The organism is Pseudomonas sp. Pso3 (assembly GCF_055393275.1).
In genome coordinates this window covers 1,178,114-1,197,205 of the sequence record NZ_AP043687.1, presented here as the reverse complement: position 1 = coordinate 1,197,205, position 19,092 = coordinate 1,178,114, and the positions used below count along the sequence as shown (strand labels likewise).

The window sequence follows — 19,092 nt, the reverse complement described above, 5'->3', positions numbered from 1 at the left end:
CCGAGGGCGTTACTGGTGCGCCGCACGCAGCACCTCCGCCAAGCTGGTCTCGCCCGCCGCCAGGCGCGCCAGGGCGCCCTCGGCCAGGGTCGCGCGGCGGCCTTCCAGCAGTCGCGCCATCTCGCCTTCACCGGCGCCGCGATAGATGAGTTCGGCCAGTTCGGCGTCCAGGGCGACGAATTCATAGAGCCCCAGGCGACCGCGATAGCCACTGCCGTTGCACGCCGCGCAGCCCTGGGGTTCGCGGAGCCGTTCGAGGCCGGCCAACCCCGGCAGGAGCGCCTGCTCGGCCGGGCGCAACGGACGCCAGGCAGCGCAGCCACAGAGCCGCCGTACCAGCCGCTGGGCCAGCACCCCCTTGAGGCTGGAGGCCAGCAGGAAGGGCTCCACGCCCATGTCGCGCAGCCGGGTAATGGCGCCCAGGGCGCTGTTGGTATGCAGGGTGGAGAGCACCAGGTGACCGGTGAGACTGGCCTGCACGGCGATGCCGGCAGTCTCCACGTCGCGGATCTCGCCGATCATGATGACGTCCGGGTCCTGGCGCAGGATGGCCCTCAGGCCGCTGGCGAAGGTCAGGCCGGCACGGGGGTTGACCGGGGTCTGGCCGATGCCGGGCAAGGCATATTCCACCGGGTCTTCCACGGTGAGGATGCTGCGGCTGCCCTCGTTGAGCAGGCCCAGGCTGGCATAGAGGGTGGTGGTCTTGCCCGAGCCGGTCGGCCCGGTCACCAGCAGGATGCCGTTGGGCTGGGCCAGGGCACCACGCAGGCCAGTGTCTATGGCCGGCGGCAGGCCGAGGCGCGCCAGCTCCAGCAGGCTGGCCTGCTTGTCGAGGATGCGCATCACCACCCGCTCGCCGTGGACGCCGGGCAGGGTCGAGACGCGGATGTCGACGTCCCGGCCGCTGGCCCTCAGGGTGATGCGGCCGTCCTGGGGCTGGCGCTTCTCGGCGATGTCCAGCCGCGCCATGACCTTGATCCGCGACACCAGCATGGCCGACAGGGCCCGCGGCGGGCGCAGCAATTCGCGCAGCACCCCATCCACCCGCACCCGCACCACCAGTGCCTGCTCGAAGGTCTCCACGTGCAGGTCGGAGGCGTCCAGGCGCAGGGCCTCGGCGAACAGGGCGTTGATCAGGCGGATCACCGGTGCCTCGCCGGCGCTGTCGAGCAGGTCCTCGACCCGCGGCAACTCCTCCATCAGCCCGGCCAGGTCGACGGTCTCGCCCAGGCCTTCCACCAGGGCTTCGGTCGTGGCCTGGCCGGCTTCGTAGAGCGGCCCCAGGCGCTGCTCGAAGACCTCGCGGGGCAGCCAGTCACAGCCCAGGGGGGGACCATGGCGACGCTGTACTTCCTGCAGCAGGGCCAGGTCGGCATCCGTACGGCACAGCAGCCGATAGCCGTCGGGCGCGGCGGCCAGGGCGATACCGGCCTGGCGCGCCAGGCGATAAGGCAGCGTCGCTGTCATCAGAGGCCGTCCAGGCGCGCCCGCGCCGAGGGATAGAGACTCTGCAGGGTGGGCGCGCCGCGACTGCCCGGCGGGGTGGCCGGCAGGGCCGCGGCCGGAGCGGCGGCGCGCATGCCGCGATACTTGTCTTCGCTGATCTGCTGCACCAGCGCCGGATCACGCAGGATGCGCGGACGGATGAACACCACCAGATTCTGCTTGGTGCTGGAGCGGGTACGCGACTTGAACAGATTGCCCAGCACCGGCACGTCGCCCAGCAGCGGCACCCGCTGGTCGCTGTCGTTGCCCTCGTTGCTGATCAGGCCGCCGAGGACGATGAGGCCGTTGTCCTCAACCATCACCGTGGTCTTGATCTCGCGCTTGTTAGTGACCACGTCGCTGGCGCGCACGTTGTCGGCCAGCGACGAGACCTCCTGGACGATCTCCATGCGCACGGTGTCGCCTTCGTTGATCTGCGGCTTGAGGCGCAGCTTGACCCCCACCTCGCGGCGCTCGATGGTCTGGTAGGGGTTGGCGTTGTTGCTGGTGACCGAACCGGTGACGAAGGGCACCTCCTGGCCGACCATGATCGAGGCCTCGGCGTTGTCCAGAGTCAGCAGCGTCGGCGTCGACAGCAGGTTGAAACCGCTCTCGCTGCGCATGGCCTGCAGCAGGGTGACGAAATTCAAACCGCTGCCACCGATGCGCCCGACCCCGGCGGAGATGCCCTGCATGCCCGACAGCAGACTGCCCAGGGCGGTGGTGTCCTGGTTGGCCGCGGCGGCGGCGATGCCGTTGATGGGCGTGCCGTTGGTGAAGTTGACGCTGCCCGCCGGCAGGTTGCCGTTGCGGTCGAGAAACAGCCATTGGACACCCAGCTGGTTGGCCTTGGTGTCGGTGATCTCGGCGATGATGGCCTCCACCACGACCTGGGCGCGGCGGATATCCAGCTGGCTGATGATGCGCTTGTAGCCGGCGAGCTCCCGTGGCGGACCGATCAGCACGATGGAGTTGGTCCCCAGGTCCGCTTCCAGACGAATACCGGGCGCCCCCGGCGCCAGCGTCCCGCCGCTCTTGGGCAGCGGGGCTTCCCCTTCCGCCCCACCCTCCATAGGGGTGGTATTACCAGCAGCAGGCGCCACTGGAATCTCCACCCGTGCCTCCTGGGTGACCTCGCCGCTCAGGCCGCGCAGCACCTTGACCACCTCGCCGGCCTTGGCGTGGTGCAGATAGACCACCTCGGTGTCGCTGGCCGCATCGCGGGAGACGTCCAGTTCGGCCACCAGCCGGCGCACCTGGCGGCGCACGGCCTCGTCGCCGCGCACCATGAGGGCATTGCTGCGGGCGTCCGCCAGCACCTGGACACCACCACCGGCCTGGCCGCGACTGGCCAGCAGCCGCTCCACCAGCGGCGCGGTGTCGCGCGCCTGGGCATGGCGCAGGGTGATCATCTCCACCGGCTCGTCGCGACCGCGATCCAGCCGCGTCAGCAACTGGCCGATGCGACTGAGGTTGCTGCGCCAGTCGGTCACCACCAGCAGGTTGCTGGCCGGATAGGGCGTGGCCACCCCGACCCGGGCGTCCATCAGCGGACGGACGATGCCCAGCAGCTGTTCGAGATTGCCACCGCGCACGGCGAACACCCGGGTCGCCACGGTATCGCCGGCCCCGGCCTTGGCCGGGGCGCCGTCATCCAGCTCCACCGGCAGCGGTTCGGTGCGCGCCGCCTGATCGGGCAGGATCTTCACGCTGCCGTCGTCCAGCTCCACCGCGGCGTAGCCGTTGGCGCGCAACTGGGCCAGGGCCAGGGCATAGACATCGTCGGCGGCCAGGGGCTGGGCGCTGCGCACCGTCAGGGTGCCGCGCACCCGGGGGTCGATGACGAAGTTGGTGCCGGTGATGCGCCCGACGCTTTCGATGAACAGATCGATCTCGGTGTTCTCGAAGTTGACCTCGAAGCGTTGTTCGGCCTGGGCGCCGAGCAGCCAGAAGGCGAGGAGCAAGCCGCAATAGCTGCGTTTCTTCACAGGGACAGTCTCACGGGTAGGGCCAGGGCACGCCCCTGACGTTCCAGTTCCAGGGTCAGGGCGCCGGTGGCGCGCCAGTGCGGCAGGCGTTGCAGGAGCGCCCGGGTATCGGCCACGGGGACGGCGTCCACCCGGCGCAGGACGTCGCCGGGCTCCAGGCCCAGGCCACTGAAGAAGGCCGGTTCGGCGCCGGGTTGCAGGCGGTAGCCGGTCAGCTCGCCATGCTCGCGCACCGGGGTGGCGCGAATGCGCCTGAGCAGGCTGGCCAGGTCACCCTCCTCCGCGCTCGGCAGGGGCGCGGCCTTGACCGGCGCCGGCTTGGCCGTACCGCTGGCGGCGAGCCCGACGAGTTCGCGCGGCGCCGGCCAGGGCAACCGCTCTTCGCGATCGCCGCGGGTAAAGACCAGGCCCTGGGCGTCGATGGCGGTCAGCACCAGACCGGGCGCCAGGCTGTCGCCCAGCACCAGGGACAGCTGGCGATCGCCGTGGCGCAGCACCACCACCGACCCGTCGATGGGCACCGCCTTGATCGCCCCGACCCACTGGATCGGCAGGCTGCTGGGTACGGCCTGGCTGGTGGCGCGCCAATGGCCGGCGAGCAGATCGGCCGCCGGTGCCGTCTCGACCTGGGCGCTGGGCGCGGGCGTCGGCAGCCACAGCAGGCGCAGGTCGCAGACCACCCGCGCCGCCAGCCAGGCGGCGATGCCCAGCCACAGCAGGGTCAGCAGCCGCAGCGCCAGGGGATGGATGAGCAGGCGCGCCATCAGGCCAGCGACTCCAGACGCCGGCGCAAGGCAGCCAGCGGATGCCAACCCGGATGGCCTTCGACGAACTCCAGGCGTGGCGGCGTCAAGGGCGCAAGGCCCCAGTCGGCGGGCCGGGCGCGCAGATAGGCTTCGAGGCGTTGCCACAGCGCCTCGCCGGTGCCGAGTTCGCGCCCCAGGGCGAAGGTGCGACAGGTAAAGGACGTGCCCAGGGGCGCCTGCACCGGTCCGATGCGCTGGCCACGCGGCGCGCCGTAGCGGCAGGTCCACTGGACGCCCAGCAGCCGCGGCAGATCCTGGCTGTTGTCCAGCAGCAGGGGTTCGCCGAAGCGGTTGTCGGCGGCCTCTTCCAGAAGCGTGCGCAGGCCGTCCGCCGAGGTGGGCAGATCCAGCACCGTGGCCTCGTGGCCGCCACAGAGGGCGATCAGGTGCTCGCGGGTGATCCAGTCGCCCCGCCGTAGGGGCAGGTCATATCTGAGCCCTGGCAGCAGCACCGGCTGCGCATCGCCACCGCCCAGGGCCGCGGCGATCAGGGCATCCCAGCTGCCGCCGAGCAGGTCGCGGCGCCAGAGGTCCACCGGCGCCCGTGCCAGGTGCTGGTCGAGCCAGCCGGCATGGGGCGCCCGGGCCTGCGCCAGTTGCCGCTGATAATGTTCCAGCAGGGCTCGATCCGAGACGCGCTCGGCCTGCACCGGATGGAAGACGGCGTCCAGGCGCCAGCCGTCGCGACCGCCCCGGCAGCGGATCTCGAAGATACCGACGCCGCGGCAACCCGGCAGGCACACCGGCAGCGGACGCCCGCTGCCGCGCATCACCGGGATCAGTTCCGGCCAGAGATCCTGGCCGCGGGCGCAGAGCAGCAGGTCCGCTTCCTCCAGCCGCTCGGCCAGCCAAAGGCCCGGCCCGCTGCCGACATCGGCCAGCACCACCAGCAGATCGGCCTTGCCCCGGGCTTCGGCCAGCACCGGACGCAGCCGGGCATACCAGTCGGCCAGCGGCGCCTGCTGGTCGCTGGCATAGGGATCGGTCACGCCGACCAGGGCGATGCGCACCCCGTCGCGCTCGATCAGGGTGAAGGGGGCGACGCCCAGGGCGGTGCGCTGTTCTTCGGTAAGGGTGGCGCCCAGCACCGGGCGACCATAACGGCGATAGAGGGCGGCGCTGCGCTCGGGCCAGAGCAGGCGTTCGTCGCTGCTGACGCGGACCTCGCTGCCCAGCAACTGGCTGCCCTCGACCCCGGCCTCGCCGCGGGTCAGCTGGGTCAGGCCGCTGCCGTTCCAGCACTGGCCGTTTTCCAGGGTCAGGCTGCGAGTCGCGCGCTGGCGGGTGCGCAACTGGGTCAGCTGGCAGGCCAGGGCGGCATAGCCACCATAGCGCTGGCCGTCGCCACGCCCGGCATCCAGCAGCGGTGCCAGCGCGGGAGCGAGACGAGCCGCGTCGGCGCCGGTACGCCAGGGCGCGGCGCCGATCCGCCCGGCCGGCCCGAGCCGCACCCGCGGCACCACCGGCCAGCCGGGTTCGCGGGCATCCAGGGTATCGGCGACATAGAGCAGCTGCAGATCGCGGTCCGCCGGACCGGCGGAAAAGCCCCGGGCACAGCCACCCAGCAGGGGTGCCGTGGCGCCCGCCGCGAGCCAGCCCAAGACCTGGCGTCGTGCCCAGTTGCCCATCCGATGTCTGCCTTGCGCGCTTAAATGAGGGCGGCATCCTAGGCGGCGAAAAGCTACAAATTCATGACAAAACAGCAGGTTACAAACTGTTACAGCGCGACTGCCGGGAAATGACCGGCTGTAACCTTTCAGTCACCAGACCATCACAGAGGCTTCCTAAAGTCGCCGGCTCCCGTGATCAACCAAGGAAGCTTTGCGCATGAGCACTTTCACGAGCGACGACCGTAACCGCAACGAAAGCGGCAACGAACCGCTGGATGCCGTCGTCGACCGTTACCTGTCGCGCCGCAGCGTCATGAAGGGCGGTCTGGGTGCCGCCATCGCCATGATCGCCGGCGGTGGCCTGACCGCCTGCTTCGACGGCGGTGGCGGCTCGCACGACGATCCGGCCCCCAGCCAGCCGGCCCCGGCGCCGCAGCTCAAGCTTGGCTTCGAATCCATCCGCGGCGCCCGACTCGACGCCATCGTCCTGGCCTCCGGCTACAGCGCCCGCACCCTGGCGCCCTGGGGCACCCCGCTGAACAACCTGGCCAACGCCTGGCGCAGCGACGGCAGCAACACCTCCACCGACCAGGCCAATGCCGCCGGCATGCACCACGACGGCATGCACTTCTTCCCGCTGAACAATTCCAGCAGCGACGGCCTGCTGGCCATCAACTACGAATACATCGACCAGAAGGTGCTGCACCCCAACGGCCCGACCACCACCAACGGCAAGCGTCCGGCCGAGGAAGTGCGCAAGGAGATCAATGCCCATGGCGCGGCGGTGATCCGCATCCGCAAGGTCAACGGCATCTGGCAGGTGGTCACCAACGACGCGCTGAATCGCCGCTTCACCAGCGCCACGCCCATGGAAATCGCCGGTCCGCTGCGCGGCAACGCCAATCTGGTCACCCCCTACTCCCCCGACGGCACCCGCACCCGCGGCACCAACAACAACTGCGGCAACGGCTTCACCCCCTGGGGTACCTACCTCACCTGCGAGGAGAACTGGCCGGGCATCTTCGTCAACAAGGGCACCCTGCCGGTCGACCAGAAGCGCATCGGCATCACCAACAAGAGCAACTACGGCTGGGAGACGCCGGCGGGTGACGCCAGCGAGGTGGACAACGAGTTCCGCCGCTTCGACCTGACCCCCTCCGGCGCCAGCGCGACCCAGGACTTCCGCAACGAAGCCAGCGGCTACGGCTACATCGTCGAGATCGACCCCTACAACAGCGCCGCGCCGGCCACCAAGCGCACCGCCATGGGTCGCTTCCGCCACGAGGGCTCGGCCTACGGCATCCCGGTCGCCGGCCAGCCGCTGGCGTTCTACATGGGCGACGACTCGCGCAACGAATACATCTACAAGTTCGTTTCCGCCGCTGCCTGGGATCCGGCCGACGCCAATTCGGCCAATCGCCTGGCCATCGGCGCCAAGTACCTGGACAACGGCACCCTCTACGTCGCCCGTTTCGATGACGGCGGCAACGGCAAGTGGCTGCCGCTGACGGTCAATGCGCCGACCAAGGACGGCCGTACCCTGGGCGCCCTCTACGGCGACCTGGCCGGCATCATCCTCAACACCCGCGGCGCCGCCGACGCCGTGGGCGCGACCCCGATGGACCGCCCGGAGTGGACCACGGTCAACCCCTTCACCGGCGAGGTCTACGTCACCCTCACCAACAACTCGGCACGCACCTCGGCCAATGCCGCCAACCCGCGGGTACCCAACGTCAACGGCCACATCGTGCGCTGGAAGGACAACAGCAACCAGACCGACTTCACCTGGGACATCTTCGTCTTCGGCTCGGACGCCGGCGCGGCCCCCGACATCAACCGCTCGGGCCTGACCGAACTCAACCAGTTCGCCAGCCCCGACGGCCTGGCCTTCGACAGCCGCGGCATCCTCTGGATCGAGACCGACAACAGCGACAACGCCGTAGCCGAGTACACCAACGACCAGTTGCTGGCGGTCATCCCGGCCCAGGTGGTGGATGGCAGCGGCAAGCAGGTCGCCATTTCCGCCACCAACCAGACCGCGCTGCGCCGCTTCCTGGTCGGTCCCAATGGCTGCGAGATCACCGGTATCACCTGGACCCCGGACCTGACGACCATGTTCATCAACGTCCAGCACCCGGACAACTGGCCGTTCAGCGAAGTCGCCACCGACGCCACCCCGGCCGGCACCAAGGTGCGTCCCCGCGCCTCTACCGTGGTGATCCAGAAGCTCGACGGCGGCCCCATCGGCGTCTGATCGCGTCGGCGAGAGCCAGGCTCCCCCGGTTGGCGACGACCGCGGGAGCCTTTTGCCTTCCGGCGGCTTTGAGATCCTTCCCGTCGAGCAGGGAGCCGCGCAGCGTTTTCCACGCTATGGCTCTGGCGTTGATGGAGCGGATCGCCTGCTCCGACAGCCCCCTCTCCCCCTGGGAGAGGACTGGGGTGAGGGCATCCCCGCGCTACGGATTCACCAGTGGAAAAGGCTGCGCCGTTTTCCGCGCTACGGATCTGGCATTGATAAAGCGGCTCGCCTGCTCCGACAGCCCCCTCTCCCTCTGGGAGAGGGTTGGGGTGAGGGCATGCCCCGCGCATCGGAGCCACCTGTGGAAAAGGCTGCGCCGTTTTCTATCCTACGGCTCCGACGCTGGTGGCGCGGATCACCTGCTCTGACAACCCCCTTTCCCAGGGGGAGAGGGCTGGGGTGAGGGCATGCTCCGCGCAACGAATCACCTGTGGAAAAGGCTGCGCCGTTTTCCACGCTACGGCTCTGGCTTTGATGGAGCGGATCACCTGCTCTGACAACCCCCTCTCCCCCTGGGAGAGGGTTGGGGTGAGGGCATGCCCCGCGCAACGGAGTCACCTGTGGAAAAGGCTGCGCCGTTTTCCGCGCTACGGATCTGGCATTGATAAAGCGGCTCGCCTGCTCCGACAGCCCCCTCTCCCTCTGGGAGAGCGTTGGGGTGAGGGCAGGCCCCGCGCAACGGAGTCACCTGTGGAAAAGGCTGCGCCGTTTTCCACGCTACGGTTCAAGCGTTGATGGAGCGGATCACCTGCTCCGACAACCCCCTCTCCCCCTGGGAGAGGGTTGGGGTGAGGGCATGCTCCGCGCTACGAAGTCACCTGTGGAAGGCTGCGCCGTTTTCCACGCTACGGCCCGGACCGCAAGGCTACTGCAACACCTCCGCGCCACCCGGCCCCGGTACCCACAGCGTGGTGTCCCGTGTCGCCAGCCAGCGCACCCGTTGCGCCGGCACTGCGGCAGCCCAGCGACTCACGCCCTGGGCCGCCAGCTGCCGCACCTGGCGAAAGACCTGGCCGTCGCGACTCACCTCGACCCCGAGCAGGAAGTCGCCGCTGTTGAGGATCAGCCGCTGGGTCAGCAGGCTGAAGGTCTCCTCCCCCACCCCCGGCAGCGCTTCGCGCAGGCTCTCGACCGTGGCATAGCCCTGGGCGGGCCGCGCGGTGATCAGCAGTTGCAGCGTCTCGCGCGGCACCTCATCGAGAAACAGCGCCTCCAGCAGCGCCAGCTGACCCAGCCCCAGGGCATTGGCATTGAGGCGCCAGCCGGAGGTTTCCGGCAGGGCACAGAGTTCACGCAGGTGCAGATGCCGACCAGGGCGCGCCGGCTCCAGCCGATCCAGTTCGCCGATCTCGGCCAGCGGCAGATTGGGCACCAGCAGCGGCGGCGCCAGCCGCAGGGCCTCGGCACTCTCCAGACCGAATTCACGGGTCTCGCCGTCGGCATCTACCCAGTCGGCGAGGCGCTCGGCAAAGGCCGTAGCCGTCAGTCCGGGCTCGCCCAGGCCGCCCGGACGCTGCGCCAGCAGCTGCTTCAGCTGCCGTAACGCCAGGTCCCGCTCCGGGCCGGCCAGGGCGTTGACGTTGAAGCAGCCGTGCAGATCGCGCAGCTGGGCACGGACCTGGGCCCCCTCCACCTCATAGGCCAGCACCTCCCCCCTCAGGCTCTGCCAGAACTCGGGACGTTGGCGGGCCCCGGCCTGTATCAGGCCCTGGGTGACTACCTGCTCGGCGCCCGCCGCCAGCGCCCGCGCCAGGGTCTCGTGCTCCAGCAACCGCGCCCGCTGCAGTTCGGCCCGCCCTTCGGCCAGCAGCACCGGCAACAAGGCCGCCACCAGGGCCAGCGCCCAGAGCGCCATCAGCAGGGCCACGCCCCTTTGTCGCCGCACCCGCATTCCTCCAGGCAAAAGCGGCATTGGAACCGACCCAGGTTGCAGAATCGTGGCAGTGACGCGGATACCCAACACCAGGCCCCAACAAAAAACCCGCCACCAGGGCGGGTTTCCTCACCAGCAGGGCCGCCTCACAGCTTGGCGATGGACACCTCGGTGGATTTGACGAAGGCGATCACCTCGCTGCCCACCTGGAGTTCCAGCTCCTTGACCGAGCGGGTGGTGATGACGGAGGTGACGATGCCGGCGGCGGTCTGGACGTCGATCTCGGAAAGCACCGAGCCCTCGATGATTTCCTTGATGGTGCCCTTGAACTGGTTGCGAACGTTGATGGCCTTGATGGTCATGGCAGAACTCCTCGGGTGATCGATCAGTAGGCCCAGCGCAGTTGCGTGGGCAGGGGTTGCACGATTTCGGGTAGATCGGGGTTGAGCGGCTGCTGCAGCACCCGGGCCAGTACCTCGGCTTCCAGGCGGGCCAGTTGGGCATCGCCGGCGGCCCGGGGGCGCGCCAGGTTGACGTCAAGATCCAGGCCGACGTGGCCGTCTTCGATGAGCACCACGCGATCGGCCAGGGCCACCGCCTCGCCCACGTCGTGGGTCACCAGCAGCACGGTGAAGCCGTGGCGCTGCCAGAGGCCCTCGATGAGTTGCTGCATCTCGATGCGGGTCAGGGCATCCAAGGCGCCCAGCGGCTCGTCGAGCAGCAGCAGGCGCGGCTGGTGGATCAGGGCGCGGGCCAGGGCCACGCGCTGCTTCTGGCCGCCGGACAGCGCCGAGGGCCATTCCTGGGCGCGATCGGCCAGGCCGACCGCCTCCAGGGCTTCCAGCGCCTTGGGCTTCCAGTCGCCCTTGAGGCCCAGGCCGACGTTGTCGATGATGCGTTTCCAGGGCAGCAGGCGCGCGTCCTGGAACATCAGCCGGGTGTCTTCGCGGTGCGCCGCCAGGGGTTCGTCCTGCCCCAGCAGGGTGCCGCCACTGGCGCGGTCGAGTCCGGCCACCAGGCGCAACAGAGTGCTCTTGCCGCAGCCACTGCGGCCCACCACGGCGACGAACTGACCGGCCGGGAGCTCCAGATCGATCCCATGGAGCACGGTGCGCTCGCCAAAGGTCTTGACCACCTGTTGCAGCTTCAGGGCGATGCCCCGTGCCAGCGGCGGAACGGCTTGCAGACTGGTCATGCGTGGGCTCCCTTCTGATAGGCCGGGTGCCAGCGCAGCCAGGCGCGTTCCAGGCCGCGGGCGGCGAGATCCGCGAGCTTGCCGAGGACGGCATAGAGCAGGATGGCCAGCACCACGATGTCGGTTTGCAGGAATTCCCTGGCGTTCATCGCCAGGTAGCCGATGCCGGAGCTGGCGGAAATGGTCTCGGCGACGATCAGCGTCAGCCACATCAGGCCGAGGGCGAAACGCACCCCCACCAGGATGGCCGGCAAGGCGCCCGGCAGTACCACGTGCCAGAACAGCCGCGCCCCGGAGAGGCCGTAGCTGCGGGCCATCTCCACCAGCGCCGGATCGACGTTGCGGATGCCGTGGTAGGTGTTGAGGTAGATGGGGAAGAACACCCCCAGGGCCACCAGGAACAACTTGGCCGATTCGTCGATGCCGAACCAGAGGATCACCAGCGGGATCAGCGCCAGGTGCGGCACGTTGCGCACCATCTGCAGGGTGCTGTCGAGCAGGCGCTCGCCCCATTTCGACAGCCCGGTGATGAAGCCCAGCGCCAGGCCGATGCTGCCACCGATGGCGAAGCCGATACCGGCACGCCAGCCGCTGATGGCCAGGTGTTGCCAGAGCTCACCGCTCTTAACCAGGCTCCAGCCCGCTTCCAGCACCGCCGCCGGTGACGGCAGGATGCGGCTGGACAGCAGGCCGCTGCTCACCGACAGCTGCCAGGCGACGATCAGGGCCACCGGCACCACCCAGGGCGCCAGGCGCTGGAGTTGACGTTCGGTCGTGCTGCTCATGCCCGCCCCCTCAGCTCTGCGCCGCTTTCTGCGGCAGGATGTCGTTGGCCACCATCTCGCCGAAGGGACTCACGTAGTTGGCGCCCTCCACCTGGGTCGGCCGCTTGACCGGCAGGTGCGGGAACAGCAGTTCGGCCACCCGGTAGGATTCTTCCAGGTGCGGATAGCCGGAGAAGATGAAGGTATCGATGCCCAGGGCGGCGTATTCCTTGACCCGCGCGGCCACGGTGGGACCGTCGCCGACCAGCGCGGTCCCGGCACCGCCTCGCACCAGGCCGACCCCGGCCCAGAGGTTGGGGGCGATCTCCAGGTTGTCGCGGCGGCCCCCGTGCAGCGCGGCCATGCGCTGCTGGCCGACCGAGTCGAAGCGAGCGAAGGCGGCCTGGGCCTTTTCGATGGTGGCATCGTCCAGGTTGGCGATGAGCCGGTCGGCGGCCTTCCAGGCCTCTTCGTTGGTCTCGCGGACGATCACGTGCAGGCGGATGCCGAAGCGCACCGTACGGCCCTGGGCGGCGGCCTTGGCCTTGACCGCCTCAATCTTCTCGCGCACCGCGTCCAGGGGTTCGCCCCAGGTCAGGTACAGCTCCACCTGCTCGGCGGCCAGGTCCTGGGCGGCATCGGAGGAGCCGCCGAAGTACAGCGGCGGGCGCGGTTGCTGCAGCGGCGGATAGAGCAGCTTGGCGCCCTTCACCTGGATGTGCTTGCCGTCATAGTCCACCGTCTCGCCCTCCAGCACGCGACGCCAGATGCGGGTGAATTCCACCGAGGCTTCGTATCTCTCGCTGTGAGACAGGTGCAGGCCGTCGCCGGCCAGTTCGTCAGGATCGCCGCCGGTGACCAGGTTGAACAGCGCCCGGCCGCCGGACAGACGATCCAGGGTGGCCGCCTGCCGCGCCGCCACGGTGGGCGAGATGATCCCCGGGCGCAGGGCCACCAGGAACTTGAGTTTCTGGGTGACCGGGATCAGCGAGGCGGCCACCAGCCAGGAATCCTCGCAACTGCGACCGGTGGGGATCAGCACCCCGCCGAAACCCAGGCGATCGGCGGCCTGGGCGACCTGGGTCAGGTAGCCGTGGTCGACGGCGCGGGCGCCTTCGGCGGTACCTAGGTAGTGACCATCGCCGTGGGTCGGCAGGAACCAGAAGATATCGAGACTCATGGGGACTTTCTCCAGCAGGCGAATTCAGGGTTTGGCGGCAGCGGTCTGCAGACTGGCGGGCGGGGTCCACACCACGTCGCGGATGACCAGCGGCTTGGGAATCAACTTGAGGGCGGTGAAGGCGTCGGCGATCTTCTGCTGCTGCGCCGCCACCTCGGGACTGATGAAGCGGGCGCCATAGCCCTGGCGCTTGACCACCCGTTCGGCGGTGTCCAGCGGCAGGTTCAGCAGCGGCGCCACCTGGGCGGCGACCTGATCGGGGTGGGCCTTGGCCCACTCGCCCACCGAGCGCACCTCGTCGACGATGGCGCCAACCTGTTCGGGATGGGCCTTGGCGAAGCTGCGGGTGGCCAGATAGAACTGGTGGTTGTCGGCGAGGCCGGTGGCATCGGTCAGGGTGCGCGCCTGCAACTGGGTCTCGGCGGCGGCCTGATAGGGATCCCAGATCACCCAGGCATCCACCGCGCCGCGCTCGAAGGCGGCGCGGGCATCGGCGGGCGGCAGGTAGACCGGCTGGATGTCCTGGTAGGGGATACCGGCCTTGGCCAGTGCCTGCACCAGCAGGTAGTGGACGTTGGAGCCCTTGTTCAGGGCGATCTTCTTGCCCCTGAGATCGGCCAGCGACTGGATGGCCGAATCCTTGGGCACCAGGATGGCTTCGCTGGTGGGCGCTGGCGGTTCGTGGGCCACATAGACCAGATCGGCGCCGGCGGCCTGGGCGAACACCGGCGGCGTCTCCCCGGTCACGCCGAAGTCGATGCTGCCGACGTTGAGGCCTTCCAGCAGCTGCGGGCCGCCGGGGAATTCGGTCCACTGCACCTTGACGCCGTCCTTGGCCAGGCGCTGCTCCAGGGTGCCGCGGGCCTTCAAGGTGATCAGGGTGCCGTACTTCTGATAGCCGATGCGCACCGTCTCTTCCGCCTGCGCCAGGCCGGCGGCCAGGGTCAGCAGGGAAATGGCGAGCAGCGAACGGGTGAAGGAGAACTGCATGACTAACGCTCCTGGTCAGATGCCCCAGCGCGCCTGACCGATGCGATCGGCCAGCAGCTCGGGGGTCAGGGGTTGGGGACGCCGCACCAGGGCCGCGTGGAATTGTTCGAGGGATTCGTGCAGGCGCTGCTCCAGCGCCGGGGTCAGGGCGACGCCGGTCTCGGTGTAGCTGACCTGGCTGTCATCGGCGAAGACGCCATTGAGGATTTCCTGGGCCTTGAGCGCCGAGAGCACCGGCTTCAGCGCGTAGTCGATGGCCAGCAGATGACCGCTGGAACCGGCGGTGGCCAGGGGCAGCACCACCTTATGGGTCAGGGCGCGTTCGGGCAGCAGGTCCAGCAGGGTCTTGAGGGCGCCGGCCAGGGAGGCCTTGTACACCGGGGTGGCGATCACCAGGCCATCGGCGGCCTGCAACTGGGCGATCAGTTCCACCACTGGCGGACTGTCGAAACGAGCACCGATGAGGTCGGCGGCGGGAAAGTCCTGGATACGCCAGCGCGACAATTCCACGCCGCGCGCCTGCAGCCAGTTCGCTGCCAGATCCAGCACGCCGGTGGAGCGCGACCGCGCTCCCGGACTGCCCGCCAAAGTCACCACCTGCATCGCCGCCTCCAGGATAAAAAGGAGCGGTGTCGCGCCGCTCGAAAAGGAATGAGCGGACCTTAGCAAGGGGTGCTTATTCCCTAAAAATATCCTTTAGGCACTTGGTTATAACCAGAAAACAAAAACCCCGGCCGGAGCCGGGGTTTTCTTGTCACCGCAGGTGTCAGCGATTGGGCTGCGGGGTCAGGCGCAGATAGGGCTTCACCGCGGTGTAGCCCTTGGGAAAACGGCGCTTGAGTTCTTCTTCGTCTTTGAGCGACGGCACGATGACCACGTCATCGCCATCCTTCCAGTTGCCCGGGGTCGCCACCTTGTGATTGTCGGTGAGCTGCAGGGAGTCGATCACCCGCAGGATCTCGTCGAAATTGCGTCCGGTGCTGGCCGGATAGGTGATCGACAGCCGCACCTTCTTTTGCGGATCGATGACGAACAGCGAGCGCACCGTGAGGGTGTCGTTGGCATTGGGGTGGATCATGTCGTAGAGGGTCGAGACACTGCGATCGGCGTCGGCCAGGATCGGAAAGCCCACGGCGGTCGCCTGGGTTTCCTCGATGTCCTTGATCCAGCCCTGGTGCGATTCCAGGCCGTCCACCGAGAGGGCGATCACCTTGACGTCGCGCTTGGCGAATTCGTCCTTGAGCTTGGCGGTGAGGCCCAGTTCGGTGGTGCAGACCGGGGTGAAGTCGGCCGGATGGGAGAAGAGCACGCCCCAGCTGTCGCCCAGCCACTCGTGGAAGCGGATGCGACCCAGGCTGGAATCCTGTTCGAAATCGGGGGCGATGTCGCCCAGACGGATGGTCATTGGCAGTTCTCCTGATGCAGGTAGGGATAGCGGCACTATGCCGCCCACCAGAGCGGGCGGGAAAGATCGGATCACGCTGTGGTTATAACGCGAAAGACGACCCGTCCAGGGCCATCGTCCGGCGGCTACGCCCTGTGCTGCGTGATGCCCCTCACAATTTCGTCGCGCTTTTTCCACCCAGGCGCAGCGGCCGCTAGGGTGCTACACCTAAGGAAGATCGACGGACCGCCATTTGGCCGAGCGGGGCAACCCGCAGCGCTCGCCATGGTCTGTTGGCAAGACGAGGAGGAGATTCTCATGTTAGGCAAACGTAATGACGACCCCGGTGCCAGCACCCATTTCCGTAGCGAGCGCGTCAGCGTGGTCAACGGTCAGTTTTTCTTCACCACCCGCGAGGGCACCCTGGAAGGCCCCTTCTTCAGCCGCGAAGAAGCCCTCAACCAGATCGATCGCTACGTCGAGCGGCTGCAGACCTCTCAGGGCCTGATGCGCCAATCCGTCAGCAACGTCTGACCGCCTGCGCTCGATCCTTTAGACTGCGCGCCCTGAATCCCAGGCCGCGCCGCTCATGACCGATTTCCAGCACGCCCAGCTCGACTGGGATGCCTCCGGGCAACCCCTCTCCCGCACCTATGGCGACGTCTACTTTTCCCGCGCCAGCGGTCTGGAAGAGACGCGCTATGTCTTCCTGCAGCAGAATCGCCTGGCCGAACGCTTCGCCGCGCTGGTGCCGGGCGAAGTCTTCACCATCGGCGAGACGGGTTTCGGCACCGGCCTCAACTTCCTCTGCGCCTGGCAACTCTTCGACGCCCTGGCACCACAGGAAGCGCGCCTGCATTTCGTCAGCGTCGAGCGCTTTCCGCTGACCGCTGCCGATCTCGCCCAGGCGCTGAGTCTCTGGCCGGAACTCGCCCCCTACAGCGCAGCGCTGCAGCGGCAGTACCAGGCGATCCATCCAGGCTTCCAGCGGCTGATCCTGGGCGACGGGCGCATCACCCTGACCCTGCTGGTCGGCGATGTGCTGGAGCGCCTGCCCGAACTGGATGCCCGTTGCGATGCCTGGTTCCTGGACGGCTTCGCCCCGGCCAAGAACCCCGAGATGTGGACGCCCGCGCTGTTCGCCGAGCTGGCTCGGCTGTCCCATGCCGGCACCACCCTGGCGACCTTTACCTGTGCCGGCTTCGTCCGCCGCGGCCTGAACGAGGCCGGCTTCGCCATGGCCAAGGTGCCCGGCTTCGGCCACAAGCGCGAAATGCTGGCAGGCATGCTGGAACGCCCCGTCGCCCCTGATCCCATGCCCTGGTATGTCCGCCCAACGCGCCCCCAGGGCCCGCGCACGGCCCTGGTCATAGGCGCCGGCCTGGCCGGTTGCGCCACCGCCGCCAGCCTGGCCCGCCGCGGCTGGCAGGTCCGGGTCGTCGAGCGCCACGGGGCGCCCGCCCAGGAGGCCTCCGGCAATCCCCAGGGCGTGCTCTATCTCAAGCTGTCGGCCCATGACACCCCGCTCAGTCGGCTGATCCTCGATGGCTTCGGCCTGACCCTGCGCCAATTGCAGGCCCTGCCGACGGGCGCGACCTGGTCACCCTGCGGGGTGCTGCAACTGGCGCTGACGGACAAGGACGCCCAGCGGCAGGCGCAACTGGCCGCGCACTTCCCCGCCGATCTGCTGCAGCCCCTGGACAGCGACGCCGCCAGCGACAGGGCCGGAATCGGTCTCACGGCGGGGGGCCTGTTCTTTCCGGAAGGAGGCTGGGTGCATCCGCCGGCGCTGTGCGCGCACTGGCTGGCCCATCCGAATATCGAGCTGGTCACCCATACCGAGGTGACCGCCCTCCAGCAGACCGAGCACGGCTGGCAGGCCAGCACCCAGGGCGAGCCGCTGACGGCGGCGGTGGTCGTGGTGGCCAGCGCCGCCCAGGCCCGAACGCTGCTGCCCGGCCTGCCGCTGAAGGCGATCCGCGGACAGCTGTCCGCGCTGCCGGAAACCCCGGATAGCCAGGCGCTGGCCACCGTGGTCTGCGGCGAAGGCTATCTCGCCCCGGCGCGGGAAGGTCGGCACTGCCTGGGCGCCAGCTTCGTGTTCGACCGGAGCGACACCGAACCCAGCCAGGTGGAACACCAGAGCAACCTGCACCTGCTCGCCGAATTGTCACCCGCGTTAGCGGCAGGCTATGCAGCCGAGAAACTGGAAGGTCGCGTGGCTTTCCGCTGTACCTCGCCGGATTACCTGCCCCTGGTCGGCCCGGTGGTGGACGAAGACCTCTTCGCCCAGCGCTACCAGGCACTGGCCTACGACGCCCGCCAGGTACCCGAGCAGCCTGCGCCCTGGCGCGAGGGACTCTATGTCAATCTGGCGCACGGCTCCCGTGGCCTGGTCACCACCCCGCTGGCCGCCGAACTGCTGGCGGCGTGGCTGGAAGACGAGCCCCTGCCGGTGGCGCGGCAGGTGGCCGAGGCCTGCCACCCCAGTCGTTTCCCCCTGCGCCGGTTGATTCGCGGCGGCTAGATGATCGCCAGCGGACTCTTGGCTTGCGGCGGCGGAAAGGCGCCGTCGAGCAGGGCGAAGTCCTCTTCGCTCAGGCGCAGATCCAGGGCCCGCGCATTCTCTTCCAGATGTCCGGCATCGCCGGCCTTGGGAATGGCGATCACACCCGGCTGACGCAGCACCCAGGCCAGGGCGATCTGCGCCGGGGTGGCCTGATGCCGTTCGGCCAGGGTCGCCAGGGCCGGGTGGCGCAGCAGATCCCCGCCCTGCCCCAGCGGACAATAGGCCATCAGGGGCATCTGCTGACGCTGGCACCAGGGCAGCAGGTCATGCTCGATACCGCGCTGTTCCAGGTTGTAGAGGACCTGATTGGCGCTGCAGCGATCATCGTTCAATTCGAGCATGTCGCTGGTGTCGAGGTTGGAAACGCCCCAGTGGCGGATCTTGCCTTCGTCGCGCAGCTTCTCTAGCGCCATGACCGTCTCGATCAGTGGCACCTGGCCGCGCCAGTGCAGCAGATAGAGGTCGATGACATCGGTACCCAGGCGCTTCAGGCTGCGCTCGCAGGCGAGGGGTACGCCGGCTTCGGTGGCGTTCTTCGGATAGAACTTGCTCACCAGGAAGACCTCGTCCCGCCGCCCGGCCATGGCCTCGCCCACCAGTTCCTCGGCGCGGCCTTCGCCATACATCTCGGCGGTGTCGATCAGGGTGAGTCCCAGGTCCAGCCCCTGGCGCAGGGCACTGACCTCCTGGCGATGCAGATCCGCGTTCTCGCCCATGCGCCAGGTACCCTGGCCCAGCGCCGGAACGGTAGTGCCATCGGGCAAACGAACGGTTTGAGCGGTATTCATGGGCGCTTCCTTCTCTTGGATGTGGTCGTTAGAACGCCAGCGCGACGCCGATTCTCCCGGTCATCCGCCAAACGGCAGCCAACGCCTTCCCACAGGCCCTGCGACCTGACGTCGCACTGGTAAAGTACGCCTACAAGGATTCCAAGAAAAATCACCAGGAC

General features: G+C 68.5%; 16 protein-coding genes. 3 read left to right on the top strand and 13 right to left on the bottom strand.

All coding sequences use genetic code 11. The features are described 5' to 3' along the window. Window positions 1–9: 9 nt before the first annotated feature. The 4 genes from ACZ5R1_RS05600 to ACZ5R1_RS05585 are packed head-to-tail and all read right to left on the bottom strand — an operon-like array spanning window position 10 to window position 5,907. Window positions 10–1,467, bottom strand: coding sequence for a GspE/PulE family protein (locus tag ACZ5R1_RS05600; protein ID WP_144962264.1), 1,458 nt, complete (start codon window positions 1,465–1,467; stop codon window positions 10–12). Beyond that, the gene (gspD, locus tag ACZ5R1_RS05595) at window positions 1,467–3,473 is read right to left on the bottom strand and encodes a type II secretion system secretin GspD (protein WP_077172256.1); all 2,007 of its coding nucleotides are present in this window, start codon (window positions 3,471–3,473) and stop codon (window positions 1,467–1,469) included. The genes ACZ5R1_RS05600 and gspD overlap by 1 nt, the downstream gene beginning before the upstream one ends. Continuing rightward, a complete protein-coding gene (locus ACZ5R1_RS05590) occupies window positions 3,470–4,237 on the bottom strand; it encodes a hypothetical protein (RefSeq protein WP_278897617.1) in 768 nt (255 codons plus the stop codon). The genes gspD and ACZ5R1_RS05590 overlap by 4 nt, the downstream gene beginning before the upstream one ends. Beyond that, on the bottom strand, window positions 4,237–5,907 hold the full coding sequence (locus tag ACZ5R1_RS05585) for a bifunctional UDP-sugar hydrolase/5'-nucleotidase (protein WP_464712855.1): 1,671 nt from the start codon (window positions 5,905–5,907) through the stop codon (window positions 4,237–4,239). Before ACZ5R1_RS05585 ends, ACZ5R1_RS05590 begins: the two co-directional genes overlap by 1 nt. Window positions 5,908–6,106: 199 nt before the next feature. Between ACZ5R1_RS05585 and ACZ5R1_RS05580 the strand changes: the two genes are divergently transcribed. Continuing rightward, complete coding sequence (locus tag ACZ5R1_RS05580) at window positions 6,107–8,143, top strand: PhoX family protein (RefSeq protein WP_464712854.1); 2,037 nt, start codon at window positions 6,107–6,109, stop codon at window positions 8,141–8,143. Window positions 8,144–9,053: 910 nt separating this feature from the next. Here ACZ5R1_RS05580 and gspK read toward each other — a convergent pair. From gspK to ACZ5R1_RS05540, 8 genes are all read right to left on the bottom strand, one after another. Continuing rightward, window positions 9,054–10,073 (bottom strand): type II secretion system minor pseudopilin GspK, encoded by a 1,020-nt coding sequence (gspK, locus tag ACZ5R1_RS05575; RefSeq protein WP_464712853.1) that lies wholly within the window; start codon window positions 10,071–10,073, stop codon window positions 9,054–9,056. 134 nt (window positions 10,074–10,207) lie between these two features. Next, entirely contained in the window at window positions 10,208–10,423 is a 216-nt protein-coding gene (locus tag ACZ5R1_RS05570; RefSeq protein ID WP_007163030.1) for a TOBE domain-containing protein, read from the bottom strand. 23 nt (window positions 10,424–10,446) lie between these two features. Beyond that, window positions 10,447–11,256 (bottom strand): aliphatic sulfonates ABC transporter ATP-binding protein, encoded by an 810-nt coding sequence (ssuB, locus tag ACZ5R1_RS05565; RefSeq protein WP_464712852.1) that lies wholly within the window; start codon window positions 11,254–11,256, stop codon window positions 10,447–10,449. After that, complete coding sequence (gene ssuC / locus ACZ5R1_RS05560; protein ID WP_017639828.1) at window positions 11,253–12,041, bottom strand: aliphatic sulfonate ABC transporter permease SsuC; 789 nt, start codon at window positions 12,039–12,041, stop codon at window positions 11,253–11,255. Before ssuC ends, ssuB begins: the two co-directional genes overlap by 4 nt. A gap of 10 nt (window positions 12,042–12,051) precedes the next feature. Then, window positions 12,052–13,200, bottom strand: coding sequence for an FMNH2-dependent alkanesulfonate monooxygenase (gene ssuD, locus ACZ5R1_RS05555; protein WP_064309466.1), 1,149 nt, complete (start codon window positions 13,198–13,200; stop codon window positions 12,052–12,054). Window positions 13,201–13,224: 24 nt separating this feature from the next. Continuing rightward, window positions 13,225–14,190: a sulfonate ABC transporter substrate-binding protein gene (locus tag ACZ5R1_RS05550; protein WP_464712851.1), complete on the bottom strand. Its 966-nt coding sequence runs from the start codon at window positions 14,188–14,190 to the stop codon at window positions 13,225–13,227. A 15-nt stretch (window positions 14,191–14,205) separates the two neighbouring features. Beyond that, window positions 14,206–14,793 carry an NADPH-dependent FMN reductase gene (ssuE, locus tag ACZ5R1_RS05545; protein WP_027598408.1) on the bottom strand — a complete coding sequence of 196 codons (588 nt, stop codon included), beginning with the start codon at window positions 14,791–14,793 and terminating at the stop codon, window positions 14,206–14,208. 163 nt (window positions 14,794–14,956) lie between these two features. After that, on the bottom strand, window positions 14,957–15,595 hold the full coding sequence (locus tag ACZ5R1_RS05540) for a peroxiredoxin (protein WP_027598409.1): 639 nt from the start codon (window positions 15,593–15,595) through the stop codon (window positions 14,957–14,959). 297 nt (window positions 15,596–15,892) lie between these two features. Between ACZ5R1_RS05540 and ACZ5R1_RS05535 the strand changes: the two genes are divergently transcribed. Both ACZ5R1_RS05535 and mnmC read left to right on the top strand, forming a co-directional pair. Then, a complete protein-coding gene (locus tag ACZ5R1_RS05535; protein WP_007163023.1) occupies window positions 15,893–16,108 on the top strand; it encodes a DUF6316 family protein in 216 nt (71 codons plus the stop codon). Between the two features lie 55 nt (window positions 16,109–16,163). Beyond that, on the top strand, window positions 16,164–18,101 hold the full coding sequence (gene mnmC, locus ACZ5R1_RS05530) for a bifunctional tRNA (5-methylaminomethyl-2-thiouridine)(34)-methyltransferase MnmC2/FAD-dependent 5-carboxymethylaminomethyl-2-thiouridine(34) oxidoreductase MnmC1 (RefSeq protein WP_464712850.1): 1,938 nt from the start codon (window positions 16,164–16,166) through the stop codon (window positions 18,099–18,101). Here mnmC and ACZ5R1_RS05525 read toward each other — a convergent pair. Then, window positions 18,098–18,931 carry an aldo/keto reductase gene (locus tag ACZ5R1_RS05525; RefSeq protein ID WP_027601428.1) on the bottom strand — a complete coding sequence of 278 codons (834 nt, stop codon included), beginning with the start codon at window positions 18,929–18,931 and terminating at the stop codon, window positions 18,098–18,100. The genes mnmC and ACZ5R1_RS05525 overlap by 4 nt on opposite strands. Window positions 18,932–19,092: the final 161 nt, after the last annotated feature.

Coding starts and splice junctions, on each gene's coding strand:
- ssuE (WP_027598408.1), bottom strand. CDS start 14,793: ATGCAGGTGGTGACTTTGGCGGGCAGTCCGGGAGCGCGGTCGCGCTCC.
- ACZ5R1_RS05600 (WP_144962264.1), bottom strand. CDS start 1,467: ATGACAGCGACGCTGCCTTATCGCCTGGCGCGCCAGGCCGGTATCGCC.
- ACZ5R1_RS05590 (WP_278897617.1), bottom strand. CDS start 4,237: ATGGCGCGCCTGCTCATCCATCCCCTGGCGCTGCGGCTGCTGACCCTG.
- ACZ5R1_RS05550 (WP_464712851.1), bottom strand. CDS start 14,190: ATGCAGTTCTCCTTCACCCGTTCGCTGCTCGCCATTTCCCTGCTGACC.
- ssuC (WP_017639828.1), bottom strand. CDS start 12,041: ATGAGCAGCACGACCGAACGTCAACTCCAGCGCCTGGCGCCCTGGGTG.
- ACZ5R1_RS05525 (WP_027601428.1), bottom strand. CDS start 18,931: ATGAATACCGCTCAAACCGTTCGTTTGCCCGATGGCACTACCGTTCCG.
- ssuD (WP_064309466.1), bottom strand. CDS start 13,200: ATGAGTCTCGATATCTTCTGGTTCCTGCCGACCCACGGCGATGGTCAC.
- ACZ5R1_RS05570 (WP_007163030.1), bottom strand. CDS start 10,423: ATGACCATCAAGGCCATCAACGTTCGCAACCAGTTCAAGGGCACCATC.
- ACZ5R1_RS05535 (WP_007163023.1), top strand. CDS start 15,893: ATGTTAGGCAAACGTAATGACGACCCCGGTGCCAGCACCCATTTCCGT.
- ACZ5R1_RS05585 (WP_464712855.1), bottom strand. CDS start 5,907: ATGGGCAACTGGGCACGACGCCAGGTCTTGGGCTGGCTCGCGGCGGGC.
- mnmC (WP_464712850.1), top strand. CDS start 16,164: ATGACCGATTTCCAGCACGCCCAGCTCGACTGGGATGCCTCCGGGCAA.
- ACZ5R1_RS05580 (WP_464712854.1), top strand. CDS start 6,107: ATGAGCACTTTCACGAGCGACGACCGTAACCGCAACGAAAGCGGCAAC.
- ssuB (WP_464712852.1), bottom strand. CDS start 11,256: ATGACCAGTCTGCAAGCCGTTCCGCCGCTGGCACGGGGCATCGCCCTG.
- ACZ5R1_RS05540 (WP_027598409.1), bottom strand. CDS start 15,595: ATGACCATCCGTCTGGGCGACATCGCCCCCGATTTCGAACAGGATTCC.